The organism is Nocardia sp. NBC_00511 (assembly GCF_045161165.1).
Lineage (GTDB): Bacteria > Actinomycetota > Actinomycetes > Mycobacteriales > Mycobacteriaceae > Nocardia.
The window spans coordinates 6,809,528-6,825,953 of the sequence record NZ_CP107849.1 but is presented as its reverse complement, the minus strand read 5'-3'; the positions used below and the strand labels follow the sequence as shown (position 1 = coordinate 6,825,953).

Below are 16,426 nucleotides of genomic sequence, written 5' to 3'. Positions count from 1 at the left end.
GGTTGCGACTAAGCTGCGATTTCGTGGTTTCGCCCAGATCCGAGGAAGCAGCAGCAGAAGATCGCCGTACCCGTTTGCTGGCGGCGGCGGCGATAACCCTGGGTCGGCTCTCGGATGTGCTGATACCGCTCGGCGAGTTGTTCGCCGCGCACGGTCACCAGCTGTATCTGGTCGGCGGCAGTGTGCGCGACGCGGTGCTGGGCCGGTTGGGCACCGATCTGGATTTCACCACCGACGCCCGCCCCGAGGTGGTGCAGGAGTTGATGCGCGGCTGGGCCGATCACCTGTGGGACACCGGCGGTCTGGTGTTCGGCACGGTGAGCGCGTCCAAGTCGGGGCAGCAGCTGGAGATCACCACCTTCCGCGCCGACAACTACGACCGGGTGTCGCGCAATCCGGTGGTCACCTTCGGCGACACCCTCGAGGGTGATCTGGTGCGCCGCGATTTCACGGTGAACGCGATGGCCGTGCGGATCGGCGCGCTGGGTGAGCTGGAGTTCGTGGATCCGCTCGACGGGGTGGCGGCGTTGCTGGCCGGGGTGCTGGATACGCCTGCGCTGCCGCAGGATTCGTTCGCCGACGATCCGCTGCGCATGTTGCGGGCCGCGCGTTTCGTCTCGCAGCTGGGTTTCGAGCTGGCTCCGCGGGTGCGCGCGGCGATCGTGGAGATGGCTCCGGAGATCGGGCGCATCACCGCCGAGCGGGTGCGGGCCGAGCTCGACAAGCTGATCGGCGGCGCGCATCCGACCGACGGCATCGACGTGATGGTGGAGACCGGGCTGGCCGAGCAGGTGCTGCCGGAGGTTCCGGCCATGCAGCTCGAGATCGACGAGCACCACCAGCACAAGGACGTCTACCAGCATTCGCTGACGGTGTTGCGGCAGGCCATCGATCAGGAGCAGGGCGATCCGGATCTGGTGCTGCGCTGGGCGGCGCTGCTGCACGACATCGGCAAGCCGCCGACCAAGCGCAACGAGACCGGCGGCGGCGTCAGCTTCCATCACCACGAGGTGGTGGGCGCGAAGATGGTGCGAAAGCGCATGCGCGAGTTGAAGTATCCCAAGCAGTTCACCGAGGACGTGGCGCGGCTGGTGTATCTGCACCTGCGTTTCCACGGCTACGGCAAGGGGCAGTGGACGGATTCGGCGGTGCGCCGCTACGTGACCGACGGCGCGGAATTGCTGCCGCGCCTGCACAAATTGGTGCGCGCGGACTGCACGACCCGCAACAAGCGCCGGGCGGCGCTGCTGCGGGCCACCTACGACGATCTGGAAACCCGCATCGAGCGGCTGCGTGAGCAGGAGGATCTGGATCAGGTGCGGCCGGATCTGGACGGCAACGCGATCATGGAGTTGCTGGACCTGAAGCCGGGTCCGGATGTCGGTAAGGCGTGGCGGTTCCTCAAGGAGCAGCGCCTGGACCGCGGTCCGATGACCCGGGACGAGGCGGAGGCCGCGCTGATCGAGTGGTGGCCGACCCAGCAGGCCTGAAAAGGCCTGCGGCGGGCTAGAACACGATGAGCGTGGTGCCCGCGACGATGGCCGAGCGGATCTGCGCCAGGTCGAAGGAGCCGTTGATGGCGGGCAGGTCGGCGGCGAAATAGAAGTGGTCGCCGGTCCTTTCGGCCCGGGAGATGCGCGCGTCGGCGGGCAGCCCGCTCAGCGGGATCGGGTCGAGTTCGGTGAATCGCTTGGGCGCGCGGACTTTTCGCCAGTGTGCCCGGTGCACGGTGATGGTCAGGACGTTGTCGCTGATCGCGGCGTCGACGAGGGCCTGGATGCGGCGGCGTCGGTGCCGGGCCAGGATCAATCCGTCGGCGGCGGGTGCGAGTTCCCATTCCGGCTGCCAGGTATTGAGCCAATCCAGTAGCGCGCCAACCGATATCACGCCGGTGAGATCGAGTTGCGCCGCGCGGACCTTGGTGGGCACGCCGGGCACCAGTCGCACCCCGTGCGCGATGACGGTGAGTTCTTCGATCGGATGCCGGTTCCAGAGCATGTCGGTGAACACGGTCTTGGTCTGGAAGTTGGCGCCGCGGCGGCGCACCTTGAGTGTCTGCAGGGTGGCGCGCAGTTCGTGGCCGAGCAGGGTGGCGCTGACCTCCTGGCCGCCGAAGCGGCTGAGGATGCCTTCCGAGAGCAGGGTCATGAGCACGTCGGGCATGAGCGCGGTGACGGTGCCGGCCCCGAAGTCGGCGGCGGGTTCGATCCACGCGGTGGTGAAGCTGGTCCACTGTTCGACCCAGCTCTGATCGAACAATCGTCTGCCGAGGTCCAGGCCCAGGTCCACGGCCCGCAGTGGGGACCAGGCCTTCGGATCGAAATACGTGGCCATGATGGCTCCGAGCGTACTGGCCCGAGATGGCCGCGCCAGTGTCTCCACGGTGACCCGGAACACAGCGGTCATACCGGTGATCCGCATCTACGGTTCATTCCGATTGGAATTCCCGTATCTGCGGAACTATTCTGCTACCCATGCCCGAAATTCGGATTCGTGACGCCGCCCAGTTGCTGGGCGTCAGCGACGACACGGTGCGCCGGTGGATCGACGCCGGGGTACTCGGTGCCCGCAAGGACGAATCCGGTCGCCTGGTGGTGGATGGCAAGGAGCTGGCGGCATTGGCCGCCGAGCAGGCCCGCACTCCGCAGACCCGGATGGCTAGTGCCAGCTCGGCACGCAATCGTTTTCCCGGTCTGGTCACCAAAGTGGTGGCCGATACCGTGATGGCACAGGTGGAGATGCAATGCGGACCGTTCACAATCGTGTCGTTGATGAGCAGCGAGTCGGTGCGGGAGCTCGGCCTACAGCCGGGCAGCGTGGCCTGGGCGAGCGTGAAGGCGACCACGGTGATCGTGGAGACGGCCGGGCCACCGGACGCCGCGGGCGTCGCCTAGCCCGGCGTTCGGGTGCGGCGCTGGCCGCGACCGCGCTGCTGGGTGCGGGCCTGCTGTCGGGCTGCGGCTCGTCGGATTCGTCCTCCTCCACGGAGACCAAGACCATCACCGTGTTCGCGGCGGCCTCGCTGAAGCAGGTGTTCACCCAGCTGGGCGCCCAGTACGAGTCGGCGCATCCGAACACCAAGGTGGCGTTCTCCTTCGCGGGTTCCTCGGATCTGGTGTCGCAGCTCAACCAGGGCGCGCCCGCCGATGTCTTCGCCTCCGCCGATCAGGCGAACATGGACAAGGCGGTCAAGGGTGGCCGAATCACCGCCAAGCCCACGACTTTCGCGACCAACACGCTGACCATCGTGACCCCGCCGGGCAACCCGGGGCACATCACCTCGCTGGCGGATCTGTCGCACAGCGGGCTCAAGCTGGTGGTGTGCGCGCCGCAGGTGCCGTGCGGTTCGGCGGCCAAGAAGGTCACCACCGATTCGCACGTGGCGATCGCCCCGGTGAGCGAGGAGAACTCGGTCACCGACGTGCTGGCCAAGGTGACCTCGGGTGAGGCGGACGCCGGTCTGGTGTACGTCACCGATGCCGCCTCGGCGGGCGCCAAGGTGACCACGGTCGACTTCCCGGAGTCGTCGGACGCGATCAACGTGTATCCGATTGCCCCGGTGGCGGATTCGAAGAACTCCGCCGCGGCGGCGGACTTCGTCACCCTGGTGTCGGGCCCGGACGGCCGTAAGGCGTTGTCGGCGGCCGGATTCAAGCTCCCGTAATGAAACCCCCGGTGTGGCTGCTGGTTCCGGCCGCCGTCGGCTTCGCGCTGGTGGCCGGACCGCTGGTGGGCCTCATCGGGGCGGTGCGGTGGTCGCAGTTCTTCGAGCTGATCACCACCGATGCTTCGCGCGCGGCCCTGCTGCTGAGTCTGAAGACCTCATCGGCGGCGGCCGCGCTGTGCGTGCTGCTGGGGGTGCCGATGGCCGCGGTGCTGGCGCGTTTCGACTGGCGGATCATGCCGGTGTTGCGCGCGCTGGTGCTGCTGCCCTTGGTCTTACCGCCCGTAGTGGGTGGTTTGGCGCTTTTATACCTGTTCGGTCGAAAAGGTCTGCTGGGCAGCGAGTTGCAGACTCTCGGCCTCCAGATCGCTTTCAGTACAACGGCGGTGGTGCTGGCGCAGACCTTCGTGGCGCTGCCGTTCCTGGTCATCACCCTGGAGGGCGCGATGCGCACGGCGGGTGACCGCTACGAGCGGATCGCGGCCACCCTCGGCGCGCGCCCATCGATCGTGTGGTGGCGAGTGACGCTGCCGCTGCTGCGTCCGGCACTGGTGTCGGGCACCATCCTGGCGTTCGCCCGTGCGCTCGGCGAATTCGGCGCGACCCTGACCTTCGCGGGCAGCCTGCAGGGCAAGACGCGCACGCTGCCGTTGGAGATCTATCTGCAGCGCGAGTCGGATCCGGATGCCGCGGTGGCGCTTTCGCTGCTGCTGGTGCTGGTGGCGGTGCTGATCGTGCTGCTGGCCTACCGCCGGTCGGGGACGCTCGCGGATCGGTTGCCGGCCCGTGCGGGCTGATTCGTACGCCACTCCGCCCGATTCGTCGGCCGGTGGGGCTAGCGTGGCCGATATGCCAGCGAGTTATGTGCCCCGGGCGCAGCGCATCGTGGACGCACTGCTGACCGCGGACCCGGAGATGGCGGCCACGGCCGGTGATCATCGAGTCGACGGGCGGCTATCGGACTGGTCGCGCGGTGCGGTGCGCGGCCGGGTGGCCATGCTGCGGGAGGCCTCGCACGCGCTGGCCGAAGTGGACGACGAGGGGCTGACCGCACAGGACCGGGTGGACCTGGCGCTGCTGCAGCAACAGGTCGACGCGACGCTGTTCCAGCTCACCGAACTACGTGAGCACGAGTGGAATCCGCTGGTGCACAACCCGGGTCCGCTGCTGCACCAGCTGCTTTCCCGCCCGTTCGCGCCCGCCGAGGTCCGCCTCGACGCGCTGCGGTCGCGGCTGGAGGCCCTGCCGGACGCGCTGGCGTCCGCCCGCGCGGTGCTCAACGAATCGCCACGGGTGCATGTCGAGACGGCCATCGGTCAGTTCGGCGGGGTGATCTCGCTGGTCCGCGACCAGGTTCCGGGGCTGGTCGCGCAGGTGCCGGGCGCGAGCCTCGAATCCGAGTGCGCGGCGGCGGTTTCCGCGCTGACCGAGTTCACCGGCTGGCTGTCGGGTCGACTGGACGGCTCGGATCGCGATCCCCGCCTGGGCCGCAAGATGTGGGAGGCGAAGCTCTGGCACACCCTCGACTCGGATCTGAGTTCGCGCGAGATCCTGGAGCAGGCGCAACGCCACCTCGATCACCTCGGTGACGAAATCCGCGCCGCCGCCGGAGAATTGCTCGGGGTGGCCCGCCCGGACGACGACACGGTGCGCAACGCGCTGGCCGAGGTGTCCGCCGAGCATCCCTGCGACGAGACGGTGGTCGCGGTGGCGACCAAGGCGCTCGCCGAGGCGACCGCCTTCGTGCGCGACCACGACCTGGTGTCGCCGGTGGACGATCCGCTGGTGATCCAGGAGATGCCGGAGTTCGCGCGCGGGGTGGCGGTGGCCTACTGCGATGCGGTCGGCGCGCTGGAAACCGCTGAGCTGCCGACCTTCTACGCGATAGCGCCGACGCCCGCGGACTGGCCCGCGGAGCGGGTGACCTCGTTCTATCGCGAGTACAACAACCACATGCTGCGCACCCTCACCGTGCACGAGGCGATGCCCGGCCACTATCTGCAGCTGGCGCGGTCGCGTCGCTTCCGCGGTTCCACCCCCGTGCGCGGCCTGTGCTGGAGCGGCACTTTCATCGAGGGCTGGGCGGTCTACACCGAAAAGCTGATGGCGGACCACGGTTTCGGTGGGCTGCCGGTGCGGTTGCAGCAGTTGAAGTCGCAACTGCGGATGACCATCAACGCGATCATCGACCAGTCGGTGCACTGCGACGGCATGCCGCAGTCGGAGGCCATGCGCCTGATGCTGGAGCGCGGCTTCCAGGAGGAGGGCGAGGCCGCCGGCAAATGGCGTCGCACCCTGCTCAGCTCCACCCAATTGTCCACGTATTTCGTCGGTTTCACCGAGGTGGCGGCGCTGGCCGCGGCCCGTCCGGCCGAAATGTCGGCGCGCGCCTGGCACGACGAGATGCTCGCCCACGGCTCCCCCGCGCCGCGGCACCTGCGCGCCCTGATGGGTCTGGAGGGCAGCTGAGTTGAGCGGACTGTCGGTGCGGGCGCGGGTCACCCGCCGGGATTTCGACGTGGACCTGACTGTCCCGCCCGGCGAGGTGCTGGCGATCCTCGGCCCGAACGGTGCGGGCAAGTCCACCCTGCTGGATGTGGTTGCCGGACTGCTGGTTCCGGACTCCGGTGCGGTGCTGCTGGGCGACAAGGCGCTGACCGATACCGCGAAAGGCATTGCGGTGCCCGCGCATCAGCGCGCGGTATCGCTGCTGGCGCAGGACGCGCTGCTGTTCCCGCACCTGTCGGTGGAGGCGAACGTGGCCTTCGGCCCGCGCAGCCGGGGCATGCGGGGCCGCGCGGCGACGACCCTGGCCCGCGAGTGGCTGCGGGCGGTCGACGCCGAGGAATTCGCTTCCCGCGCACCGGGTTCGCTCTCCGGCGGGCAGGCGCAGCGGGTGGCGCTGGCGCGGGCGCTGGCGGTGCATCCGCGGGTGCTGCTGCTCGACGAGCCGATGGCCGCGTTGGACGTGACCGCCGCCCCGGCCATGCGGGCGCTGCTGCGCCGGGTGTTGCGCGGCGAGGGCGGACGCGACGGTGGCATGCCGCCGGATTCGCGGCCGACCGGCACCATCCTGGTCACCCACGACATCATCGACGCGGTGACCCTGGCCGACCGGGTGGCGGTGATCGAGGCCGGGAAGGTGATCGAGGAGGGTCCGGTGGCCGCGGTGCTGGCCCGCCCGCGCAGCCGTTTCGCGGCGCGCATCGCCGGGGTGAACCTACTGCTGGGCACCGCTGCCGACGGTGGTTCGCCCGGTCTGGGCGCGGTGGAGGAGGGCGGTGCGAAGGTCATCGGCCGTGCCGAGGACGGCTGGCGGTCCGGTGGCCGCGCGGCCGCGGTGTTCTCCCCCGCCGCCGTGGCGGTGCATCTCACGCATCCGGACGGCAGTCCCCGCAATGTGTTCCAGGTGCTCATCGCCGAGTTGGAGGATCGCGGCGGCATCGTCCGGGTGCGGGCCGCCGATCCCGCGGCGGGTGGTGCGGGCCTGGCCGCGGATCTGACCCCGGCGGCGGTGGCGCGGCTGGGCGTGGTCCCCGGCATGGCGGTGTTCTTCGCGGTGAAGGCCACCGAGGTCGAGGTCTACCCGTACTGATCCATAATCGGAGGACGACGAGCGGGAGGACGCGGATGGGCATGGATCTGAACAGCGACCTCGGTGAGGGTTTCGGCGACTACGCCATGGCCGACGACGCGGCCATGCTGGACGTGGTCACCAGCGCCAACATCGCCTGTGGTTTCCACGCCGGGGATCCGGCGATCATGCGCCGCACCTGCGCGCTGGCGGTGGAGAAGGGCGTGCGGATCGGCGCGCACGTCGGGCATCGTGATCTGGCGGGCTTCGGCCGCCGCGCGATCGCCATCGCCCCGCACGACCTGCGTGACGAAACCCTGTACCAAATAGGAGGTTTGGACGCATTCGCCCGGGCCGCCGGTGACCGGGTTCGCTATCTCAAACCGCACGGCGCGCTCTATCACCAGGCCGCCGCCGACCGCGCCCTGGCCGACGCCATCGTCGCCGCCATGCGCGAATTCGATACCGCCCTGGTGCTGCTGGGTCCGGCCGCCACCGAGTTGGAGCACGCGGCGCACGCGGCCGGAACACCTTTCGTCGGTGAGGGTTTCGCCGATCGCGCCTACACCCCGGCGGGTCTGCTGGCCGCGCGTGGCCGCCCCGGCGCGGTGCTCGGGCCGGATGCGGCGGTGGCGCAGGCACTCTCGATCGCCCGCGACGGCAAGGCGACCGCGCTGGACGGCGGTGCGGTGGCGGTGGTGGCCGCCAGCATCTGCGTGCACGGCGACACTCCCGCGGCCGTCGAGATGGCCAGGCGGATCCGCGCCGCCCTCGACGAATCCGATGCGCCCGTCCGGGCTTTCACCTGATCGAGGCGGTGGGGCATGACTTTTCCCGGGATTCCCGAACCCGCCGGTGAGGTTCGCGCGGCGGGTGATCGTGCGCTGCTGGTGATTCCACCGCTGCGCGCGCTGGTCCCCGACCTGGTCGCGGCGCTGCGGCCGCCACCGGAGGGGGTGGTGGATGTGCTGCCGGCAGCCGAGACTGTGCTGGTCACCCTGTCCTCCCCGGCCGTCGCGGAAGCCGTTCGCGCACAGGTTCAATCGCTGCTGAGCCGCCTGGACGCGCAGGCCCGGGTGGCGGCCGGTGGTCGCGGACTGCCCGGGTGGCGTGCCGATCGCGTCGATCGTCCGGCGGATCCGGTGGGCGGCAACGGCGCTGCGGACGAGCCCCTGATCGTCCCCGTGCGCTACGACGGCGCTGACCTGGCCGAAGCCGCCTACCTGCTGCACCTGACACCGGCCGAGCTGATCGCCCAGCACACCGGCACCGTATGGCGTTGTGCCTTCGTGGGATTCGCGCCCGGCTTCGGCTATCTCGAATCGCCGGACGGTCGTCTGACGCTGCCACGCCGCGCCGAATCCCGGACCGCCATCCCGGCGGGTGCGGTCGCGCTGGCGGGCGGCTATTCGGCGGTGTACCCGCGTCGCAGTCCGGGCGGCTGGCAGTTGATCGGCACCACTGACGTACCGATGTGGTCGGTGGAGCGCGATCCGCCCGCACTGGTGCGTTCGGGTGCGCTGGTGCGCTTCGTGGATCTGGCGGCCCACCCGTGACCGGGTTGCGGGTGGAGCGGGTGGGTCCGCTGGCCACCATTCAGGATCTGGGTCGCCCGGGCTGGCACGATTCGGGCGTCGGCCGGTCGGGGGCCGCGGATCGCGCCGCGCTGCGGCTGGCCAATCGGCTGGTCGGCAATGCCGAGGGCGCGGCCGCCATCGAGGTGCTGCTGGGCGGTCTGGAACTGCTGGCGCAGCGGCATCTCACCGTCGCCGTCACCGGTGCGCCCGCGCCCACCGCGGTGGACGGGCGGGCGATGGGGCCGGCCAGTGTGCTGGAAATCGAGGAGGGGCAACGGCTTCGGCTGGGTTTCGCCACCTCGGGTCTGCGCACCTACGTGGCGGTGCGCGGCGGTATCGAGGTGCCGCCGGTGCTCGGTTCCCGCAGCCGTGACACCCTCTCCGGTCTCGGTCCGGAACCGCTGGCGCCCGGTGTGGTGCTGCCGGTCGGACCGCCGCCGCGCACCTTGCCGATCGTGGATGTCGCCCCGGTTCCGGTGCTGAGCCCGGGTCGGCTCACGGTGCGCGCCGTGCTCGGTCCGCGGGACGACTGGTTCGCCGACGCCGCAACCCTTTTCGAGGGCGACTGGACGATCTCTCCGGCGACCGACCGGATCGGCGCTCGCCTCGATCGCCGCTCCGGCGGGGTGCTGCGCCGCCGCTTCCCGGGCGAATTACCCACCGAGGGAATGGCGCTGGGCTCGGTGCAGGTGCCGCCCAGCGGTCAGCCCGTGGTGTTCCTGGCCGATCATCCGATCACCGGCGGCTATCCGGTGATCGCGGTGGTGGTGGACGCCGATGTGGACGTGGTCGCGCAGGCCCGGCCGGGTCAGGCGCTGCGGTTCCGCCGCGCCGAATGATCCCGGCCGTCCGAATCGACCTGTCTCACTTCAACTTCGCGTGCATGAGGTACACGTTGTAGCTGTTCCACGCCGACATGGTGAAGTACAGATCCTTCCCGGTGGACCAGGGATGGATGTACCCGCCGTACGCCGTCGGGTAGTCGTCGAGGTCGACCAGCGCGACCGGATCCGACCACGCGCCCTGCGGTTGCGCCGCGGTCCGCACCACGATCTGATTGCGCTCCAGATCCAGATACACCATCTGCCACTGCTTGGTGGAGTCGTCGTAGCGCACCGATAACTCCCCGGCCTGGTCGGAAACCAGTGGGGTGGCGAGCAATTCGTCGGGCCCGAGCGCGGGCACCCAGTGGTCGTCGATCCAGTACTGGTACGCGGACTTGTTGAGTACCTGGTCGCTCGGCACCCGCCCCAGCCCGATCGTCCCGAAGCGCCCGTTGGGTGTGCCGAACATGTAGACGTAGCCGTCGTGCGGCGCCATCGCCATCACCTGGAAGCGACCGGCGCCGAAGAAGTTGTCCCAGCGCGCCCACTCGGATTTGGTCCAGGTGCTGCCGCCGTCGTCGGACCAGGCGATGCCGCCCAGGTTGGTCCACCACATGCCGGGCTTGTTGCGGCTCCACCGCGCCACCGACATGTAGGTCAGGTACTGCCGGTCGCCGATGGCGAAGCCGGAGGTGGGAATGGTGGTGATCTCGAAGTTGTCGATCTTGCGACTGGCCAGGATCTCGGCGGCGTGGCAGCGGCTGTCCTGCGCGAACCCGTCGAAGGTCAGGCCCTGCGACAGGTCCCGGGTACTGCTGAACCCGATGGCGTTGCTGCGCCAGTCCTGATCGCCGGTGCCCGCGCCGATCGGCCCCCAGCCCTTGCCGAAGGTGTCGCCGAACACCACGGCGACCTGCCCGGGCTTGGTCTGCCACATCAGGCCCAGGTCGGTGCCGTCCACCGACCAGCGCATATCGGTGCGATTGCTGGATCCGTGCCCGGTCATCTGGTTCACCACCGACAGCGTGTCGAGTTGCAGCGGGTCGACCGCCGCGGCCCGGGGGGCGGGCTGGATCGGCTGGACGGCGGGCGCCGGCTGTGGCTGCGGCGGTTCGGGATCGCCGCCCGGGATCGGGATCGGGACGGTCTCGGTGCGCGGATCGAATTGGATCTGCGGCAGTTTCGGCAGCGCGCCGGACCCGCCGGAGGGGGCGGGGGTCGTGGTCTCCGGGGCGGGCTGGGTGGTCTCGGGCGTGGGCTCCGGCTCGGTCGTCGTGGGTTCGGGCGGCTCGGTGGTGGTCTCGTCGCTCGGTTCCGCGGCCGGATCCGTTGTGGCCGGTGCATTCTCCGGCTTCGGGCTCTGGTCGTTGCGCAGGTCCGGGCACGGGTTGACGCACGGGTCGGCGGGCAGCGGCTCGGGGGTGATGCGGGTGTTGTCCTGGCGCGGGCCGGGGACGGGGACCGGCACGAAATCCGGCACGGGATACGGGATGTGCAGCGCCGGATCGGGTGGTGGTGGCAGTGGCTGCGGCATCGGATTGTTCGGATCCGGCTGCCGGGCCAGCGGATCGAATCCCGTTTCGCCACAGGCGTTCATGGGTGCGGGCGCATAGGGAGCGGTGGGTCCGGCGCCGGCGTCCGCGGGCAGCAGCGCCGCGGCGAGGGCCAGCACGCCCGAGAGCGTGAGGGCGGCAGGAATTTCCGATGGTGCGGTCCGGCGGTTCCGGCGGAGTCCCATGGGGGTGCGCGTCTCCTCGTCCATGATCGGATCGCTACCACCGTAACCGGGCGGGGCGGATGTGGGCGTTGCCCGGCCGGGTCGCCGGATGTGTTTGTGACCGAGCCGATATTCGACCGCACTGTCGAATCGGGCCCCTGGGGATTCGGGCCGCCCTCGCCCCCGGATTGGATCCGGTCGCTCACACCCGCCGACGGGCATTGACGGCGATGGCGAGCATGCCGCAGCCGTAGACCGCCGCCGCCCCCATGACCAGCCCCGGTGACCGCCCGTCGGCCGGGATCAGCAGCGCCGAACCGGCCAGCGCCAGCACGAAGGTGATGTTGAAGATGGTGTCCTGCAACGCGAACACCTGCCCGCGATGCGCGTCGTCGATATTGATCTGCATGGCCGCGTCCCCGGTCAGCTTGATCACCTGCCCGGCCAGCCCGAGCAGGAAGGCCGCGGCCAGCAGCAGCAGTTCCGCCTGCCGTTCCCGATCCCCGGTGGCGATGGTGATGGGGGTGACCAGTGTCAGCTGCACCACGGTCGCGACGGCCAGCATGGCGACCACGGTGCGCGGGCGGCCCAGTCGCGGAATCAGGAAGGGCGCGACCACCGCCGCGGTCAGCATGCCCGCCCCGGTCGCGGAGATGGCGGCGCTGAACTTGGCCAGGTGCTTACCGACCGCGGCCTCGTCGCCGCGCCGCAGCACCAGCACCATCAGCAGGGTGTCGGCTCCGAACACCACCCGGTGCGCGCCGATGCCGAGGAAGGTGGTGGTCACCTCGCGCGATCGCCACGCCGAGGTCGCGCCCTCCCGCAGTCCGGCGGCGATGGCGCGCACCGTACTTCGCGGTCGCGCCTGCGGTACGTCGTCCACGCGTTCGGGGCCGAGGGCCCGCGGCCGGAATCCGGCGACCAGTACCGCCCCCACGATCGATCCGGTGGCGGCGGTGGCGACCGCGACGGCCGAGGCGAAGTCGCCCGCGCCGATCAGCCCGATGAGCGAGAAGGCCACGCCCGCGCCGAGAATCGCGCATCCGGAGGCCACGGTGGCCAGCACCGAGTTCATCGGCACCAGCCAGCGCTGTGACAGCACCCGGGGCAGCGACGCGGAAACGCCCGCGCCCACGAAGCGGCTCACCCCGACCACGGACAGCGCACCCAGCAGCAGCGCGGTGGCGTGTATGCCCGCCAGTAGCCCGATCGCGGTGGCCACGATCAGTACGGCCCGCAGCACCGTCGCGACGAGCAGCACCAGGCGGCGGTCCCAGCGGTCCAGCAGCGCACCGGCATACGGGCCGATGATCGAGTACGGCAGCAGCAGCGCGGCGAATCCGCCCGCGATGGCGACCGGATCGGTCTCGCGTTCGGGGTTGAACAGGATGGCCCCCGACAGTGCCGCCTGGAACATGCCGTCGCCGAACTGCGCGCTCAGCCGCACCCCGGTCAGTCGCAGCGTGCCGGGATTCTCGCGCAGTCCGGTGCGGGCCGCGGCGAGCTTGTCGCGCACGGTCACCGTCGCGCCGCCCGGGGTCACCGGGACGGGTGGGTGGTCACCAGCGCGAAGACGGCCGCCCGCATGTCGTCGGCCATGGGCAGATTGTCGAGGGTGTCGGCGTCGATCCACTGGTATCGGTCGTGTTCGCCGGGCGCCAGCCGGATTTCGCCCGGGTCCGCGATCACCACGAAACTGTATTTCCGCACCCGGGATTTGGTGCGGGTCGCGTAGTCGAAGCCGCCGAGCACGTCGGTGATGCGCACGACTCGCAGTCCGGTCTCCTCGTGGAGTTCGCGTTCGACGCATTCGGCGAAGGATTCCCCGGGTTCGACGCCGCCGCCGGGTAGTTCGTACATGCCCCCGTGTGAGCCGTCCTCGACACGCCGGACGACCAGTAGTTTCCCCTGCCGGAAGACGGCGACGCCCACCACGAAGTGGATGATGCCCTCGGCTGCGGCCTGCTGCCGGAGTTCGCGCTCGATGCCCGCGAGTACCTCGGGTCGCATTCCCCCTGCTCTCCCTCCCGTTTCACTTGCGGCACATCATGATACGGTCGCGCACCGTATCCCGCTGGCAGCGTACGGTCGAGTCCGCCCGATTCGCGCGTTCGCCTCCGCCCGATTCGCGCGGTGGTCGGCGATTGGTCGCCGGGCATTTGCCTGTTTCGGTGCCCGAGAGCGTAGTGCCTGGTCGGCGCGGTGCGAGGTGATGCCGCTCTCACGTTAGAATTTAACGGGAGAATTTACCGGGAGTTCAGGTTGGTCGCCGGATAGGCCCCTACCCTGGATTCCGATCGGTGCTCGCCGGTGAGAGGAGAACGGCGGTGTCCACCCTCACGACACCACACATCGATATCCATCGTGGCGGCGACCGCATGAAAACCCGTGTGGCGTGGCTGGATTCGAAGCATTCGTTCTCGTTCGGAGAACACTACGATCCCGACAACACCCATCACGGCTTGTTGCTGGTCAACAACGAGGACATCGTGCTGCCCGGCGAGGGTTTCGAAACCCATCCGCACCGGGACATGGAAATCATCACCTGGGTGCTGAGCGGTTCTCTGGTGCATCAGGATTCGCTGGGCCACAACGGGGTGATCTACCCCGGGCTGGCGCAGCGGATGAGCGCGGGCACCGGCATCCTGCATTCGGAGAAGAATGATTCCTGGCGGTTGGCGGCCGCGCCCGAACACGACGAGCCGGTGCATTTCGTGCAGATGTGGGTGGTCCCGGACGAACCCGGTCTGACCCCCGGCTACCAGCAGCTCGAGATCGACGACGAGCTGGCGGGCGGCGGTCTGGTGACGGTGGCCTCGGGTTTGCCGCGCTATCAGGACAAGACGGCGATCGCCCTCAACAGCAGTCATTCCGCGCTGCACGTGGCGCGGCTGGCGGCGGGCGAGGCGGCGGCGATCCGGCTGCCGGAGGCGCTGTACCTGCACGTCTTCGTGGCGCGCGGCGAGGTCGAGATGGAAGGTGCGGGCACCCTCTACGAGGGCGACGCGGTGCGGTTGGCGCGCAGCGGCGGTCAGCGCATCGTCGCCAATCTGCCATCGGAAATTCTCGTGTGGGAGATGCACGCCCGCCTCGGCGGGCAATAGCATTCGGCCATGTCCGAGTATCCACCGCCGGGTCAGTACGGTCAGGGCCCCTACGGTCAGGTTCCCCCGCCGCCCGGCGACTACCCGCCGCCGGGTGGGCAGCAGTACTGGCAGGAGTCGCCCAAGCGCACGGGGCTGGCGGTCACCGCCCTGGTGTTCGGCATCCTGGCCCTGCTCACCTTCTGGACCGTGATCCTGACCGTCCTCGGCGTGCTGTTCGGCCTGCTGGCCATCGTGCTGGGCCTGATCGCCATGTCGAAGGCGCGTCGTGGCGCGGCGGGCGGTTCCGGGATGGCGCTGACCGGTGTGATCATGGGTTTCATCGGCTTGATCGGCAGCATCGTGGTCGGCGTGCTGGTGTGGGTGGTGTTCAAGGACACCGGCGGCACCGATCTCATCGACTGCCTGCGCAAGGCGGGCAACGACCAGTCGAAGGTCGAGGAGTGCAAGCGTCAGTACACCCAGCGCGTCGATGACCAGTTCAGCATCACCATCACACCCCAGCCGACCCGCTGATCGTCAGTACTGCACGGGCCCGCATTCGCGGGTAGCGGAGACCACCTCGGCGAGTTCCGGTCGGAAGTCCCCTTGCGGCGGGTGCACCCAGGATCGGTAGCCGCTGAGCTCGTCGGCGGGTGACGGCAGCACGATCTGGCTACCGGGCAGTGCGACCGCGGCGCAGTCGCGGAACAGGTCGGAGAACAGGGTGATGTCGAGGTAGGAGTCGTCGCTGGGCCCGGTCAGGAAGGTCCAGCGCCCGGAGCGCGGATGGCCGATGACGGGTCCGCAGCGTTCGCGCGCGACGAGCTGGTCGCGGACCCTGCGGCCGAGGTCCGAAGGCATGGTCACGGCTCCGACGGACCCGACCTCCAACATGATTCGGCCCAGCGTCGAGTCCACCACGCCGTAGAGGCCGTGTTCCTTGCGGTAGCACCGGCATCGGGCCAGCGCTTCCTGGGTGGTGGTGTACGAAGACGGGTCCAGCGGGGTCATGGCGAACCTCCTGCTAACGACCCTAAGCCCGGGCAATCGCTATGACAATAGTCACACGCCAGCGAGTTGCGGAGGGTAGCATCGGCTCACATGGCACCCGTCTCGCCCACGGTCGCCCGATGGGAGCTGGTGCTGCGATTACGCGAATTGCGTGAGCAGCGCGGCTTCGATTCGGCGACCTTCGCCAAGCGCGTCGGCTTCACCCCGGCCAACTGGTCGCATGTGGAGAAGGGCCGCCGCGTGCTCACCGCCACCAGCATCGGCCCGGTGCTGGAACTGCTCGAGGTGGACGGCGAGGAGCACGGCGAACTCCTGGAGCTGCTGGCGCTGAGCAAGGAGCGCGGCTGGTGGGCCAAGTCCTCGGCACTGATCGGGTCGGAGCTGCAGCGCTACTACGGCATGGAGCTGGGCGCGGAGAGCATCCGCTCCTACGACAGCCTGGTGGTGCCCGGCCTGCTACAGACCGAGGAGTACGCGCGGGCGCTGATCCGCGCGGATGTGATGATCCGGCCGGTGCAGGTGGAGCAGCTGGTGTCGGTGCGGCTGCGCCGGCAGCAGCGGTTGCGCGGCGACGACCGGGTGGAACTGACGGCGGTGATCGGCGAGGCCGCGCTGTTGCAACAGATCGGCGGCCCGAAAGTTCTTCGCGGGCAACTCGAGCAGTTGGCGCACCTGCTCGAGGAACTGGATTCGCTTTCGGTGCGGGTGATTCCGTTCACGGCGACATCCGGCGCGCTGCTGGGTGGCTCGAGTTTTCACCTGCTGGATTTCGCTTCCGAAAATCTTCCCACCTTCACGTGGGTGGAGAGCGCTGTTTTCGGTGGCGCGGTCGAGGACCCCGAGCAGATCCGCGATCTGGGGTTCGCATTTGTGCGTGCACTGGACCAATCACTCGGTCGCGCAGACTCTTTGGATTTGATCAAACGCTATTCGCAAGGGTAGGAGACGCATGCATTACCGTAAAATGCAGCCC

General features: G+C 69.4%; 17 protein-coding genes. 12 read left to right on the top strand and 5 right to left on the bottom strand.

Features of this window, described 5'->3' with window-relative positions:
• The first annotated feature begins 23 nt into the window (after positions 1-23).
• Positions 24-1,490, top strand: a complete 1,467-nt coding sequence (locus OG300_RS31880) for a CCA tRNA nucleotidyltransferase (protein WP_405487387.1) — start codon at positions 24-26, stop codon at positions 1,488-1,490.
• A 16-nt stretch (positions 1,491-1,506) separates the two neighbouring features.
• On the opposite strand, the gene OG300_RS31875 is transcribed toward OG300_RS31880, so the two are convergent.
• Entirely contained in the window at positions 1,507-2,406 is a 900-nt protein-coding gene (locus tag OG300_RS31875; RefSeq protein ID WP_405487386.1) for a hypothetical protein, read from the bottom strand.
• Between the two features lie 68 nt (positions 2,407-2,474).
• On the opposite strand from OG300_RS31875, the gene OG300_RS31870 reads away from it, so the two are divergent.
• The 8 genes from OG300_RS31870 to OG300_RS31835 are packed head-to-tail and all read left to right on the top strand — an operon-like array spanning position 2,475 to position 9,654.
• On the top strand, positions 2,475-2,894 hold the full coding sequence (locus OG300_RS31870) for a molybdopterin-binding protein (protein ID WP_405487384.1): 420 nt from the start codon (positions 2,475-2,477) through the stop codon (positions 2,892-2,894).
• Entirely contained in the window at positions 2,822-3,664 is an 843-nt protein-coding gene (modA, locus tag OG300_RS31865) for a molybdate ABC transporter substrate-binding protein (protein ID WP_405498759.1), read from the top strand. The genes OG300_RS31870 and modA overlap by 73 nt, the downstream gene beginning before the upstream one ends.
• Positions 3,664-4,461 (top strand): ABC transporter permease, encoded by a 798-nt coding sequence (locus OG300_RS31860; RefSeq protein ID WP_405487382.1) that lies wholly within the window; start codon positions 3,664-3,666, stop codon positions 4,459-4,461. Before modA ends, OG300_RS31860 begins: the two co-directional genes overlap by 1 nt.
• 52 nt (positions 4,462-4,513) lie before the next feature.
• Positions 4,514-6,133 carry a DUF885 domain-containing protein gene (locus OG300_RS31855; protein WP_405487380.1) on the top strand — a complete coding sequence of 540 codons (1,620 nt, stop codon included), beginning with the start codon at positions 4,514-4,516 and terminating at the stop codon, positions 6,131-6,133.
• Position 6,134: 1 nt separating this feature from the next.
• Positions 6,135-7,259, top strand: a complete 1,125-nt coding sequence (locus tag OG300_RS31850; RefSeq protein WP_405487378.1) for a sulfate/molybdate ABC transporter ATP-binding protein — start codon at positions 6,135-6,137, stop codon at positions 7,257-7,259.
• 35 nt (positions 7,260-7,294) lie between these two features.
• A complete protein-coding gene (locus OG300_RS31845; RefSeq protein WP_405487376.1) occupies positions 7,295-8,047 on the top strand; it encodes a LamB/YcsF family protein in 753 nt (250 codons plus the stop codon).
• A gap of 15 nt (positions 8,048-8,062) precedes the next feature.
• Positions 8,063-8,794: an allophanate hydrolase subunit 1 gene (locus OG300_RS31840; protein WP_405487374.1), complete on the top strand. Its 732-nt coding sequence runs from the start codon at positions 8,063-8,065 to the stop codon at positions 8,792-8,794.
• Positions 8,791-9,654 (top strand): biotin-dependent carboxyltransferase family protein, encoded by an 864-nt coding sequence (locus OG300_RS31835; RefSeq protein ID WP_405487372.1) that lies wholly within the window; start codon positions 8,791-8,793, stop codon positions 9,652-9,654. The genes OG300_RS31840 and OG300_RS31835 overlap by 4 nt, the downstream gene beginning before the upstream one ends.
• Positions 9,655-9,679: 25 nt before the next feature.
• On the opposite strand, the gene OG300_RS31830 is transcribed toward OG300_RS31835, so the two are convergent.
• The 3 genes from OG300_RS31830 to OG300_RS31820 form a co-directional block, all read right to left on the bottom strand.
• On the bottom strand, positions 9,680-11,401 hold the full coding sequence (locus tag OG300_RS31830) for a DUF4185 domain-containing protein (RefSeq protein ID WP_405487370.1): 1,722 nt from the start codon (positions 11,399-11,401) through the stop codon (positions 9,680-9,682).
• Positions 11,402-11,558: 157 nt separating this feature from the next.
• Entirely contained in the window at positions 11,559-12,878 is a 1,320-nt protein-coding gene (locus OG300_RS31825) for an MFS transporter (RefSeq protein ID WP_405487368.1), read from the bottom strand.
• 17 nt (positions 12,879-12,895) lie between these two features.
• Positions 12,896-13,366 (bottom strand): NUDIX hydrolase, encoded by a 471-nt coding sequence (locus OG300_RS31820; RefSeq protein ID WP_405487366.1) that lies wholly within the window; start codon positions 13,364-13,366, stop codon positions 12,896-12,898.
• Between the two features lie 317 nt (positions 13,367-13,683).
• Here OG300_RS31820 and OG300_RS31815 point away from each other — a divergent pair, with 317 nt between their 5' ends.
• Together OG300_RS31815 and OG300_RS31810 are read left to right on the top strand one after the other, a co-directional pair.
• Positions 13,684-14,460, top strand: coding sequence for a pirin family protein (locus OG300_RS31815; RefSeq protein WP_405487364.1), 777 nt, complete (start codon positions 13,684-13,686; stop codon positions 14,458-14,460).
• Between the two features lie 9 nt (positions 14,461-14,469).
• Positions 14,470-14,976, top strand: a complete 507-nt coding sequence (locus OG300_RS31810; RefSeq protein WP_405487362.1) for a DUF4190 domain-containing protein — start codon at positions 14,470-14,472, stop codon at positions 14,974-14,976.
• Between the two features lie 3 nt (positions 14,977-14,979).
• Here OG300_RS31810 and OG300_RS31805 read toward each other — a convergent pair whose 3' ends face one another.
• The gene (locus OG300_RS31805) at positions 14,980-15,453 is read right to left on the bottom strand and encodes a hypothetical protein (protein ID WP_405487360.1); all 474 of its coding nucleotides are present in this window, start codon (positions 15,451-15,453) and stop codon (positions 14,980-14,982) included.
• 90 nt (positions 15,454-15,543) lie between these two features.
• Between OG300_RS31805 and OG300_RS31800 the strand changes: the two genes are divergently transcribed.
• On the top strand, positions 15,544-16,395 hold the full coding sequence (locus OG300_RS31800; protein ID WP_405487358.1) for a Scr1 family TA system antitoxin-like transcriptional regulator: 852 nt from the start codon (positions 15,544-15,546) through the stop codon (positions 16,393-16,395).
• Positions 16,396-16,426: the final 31 nt, after the last annotated feature.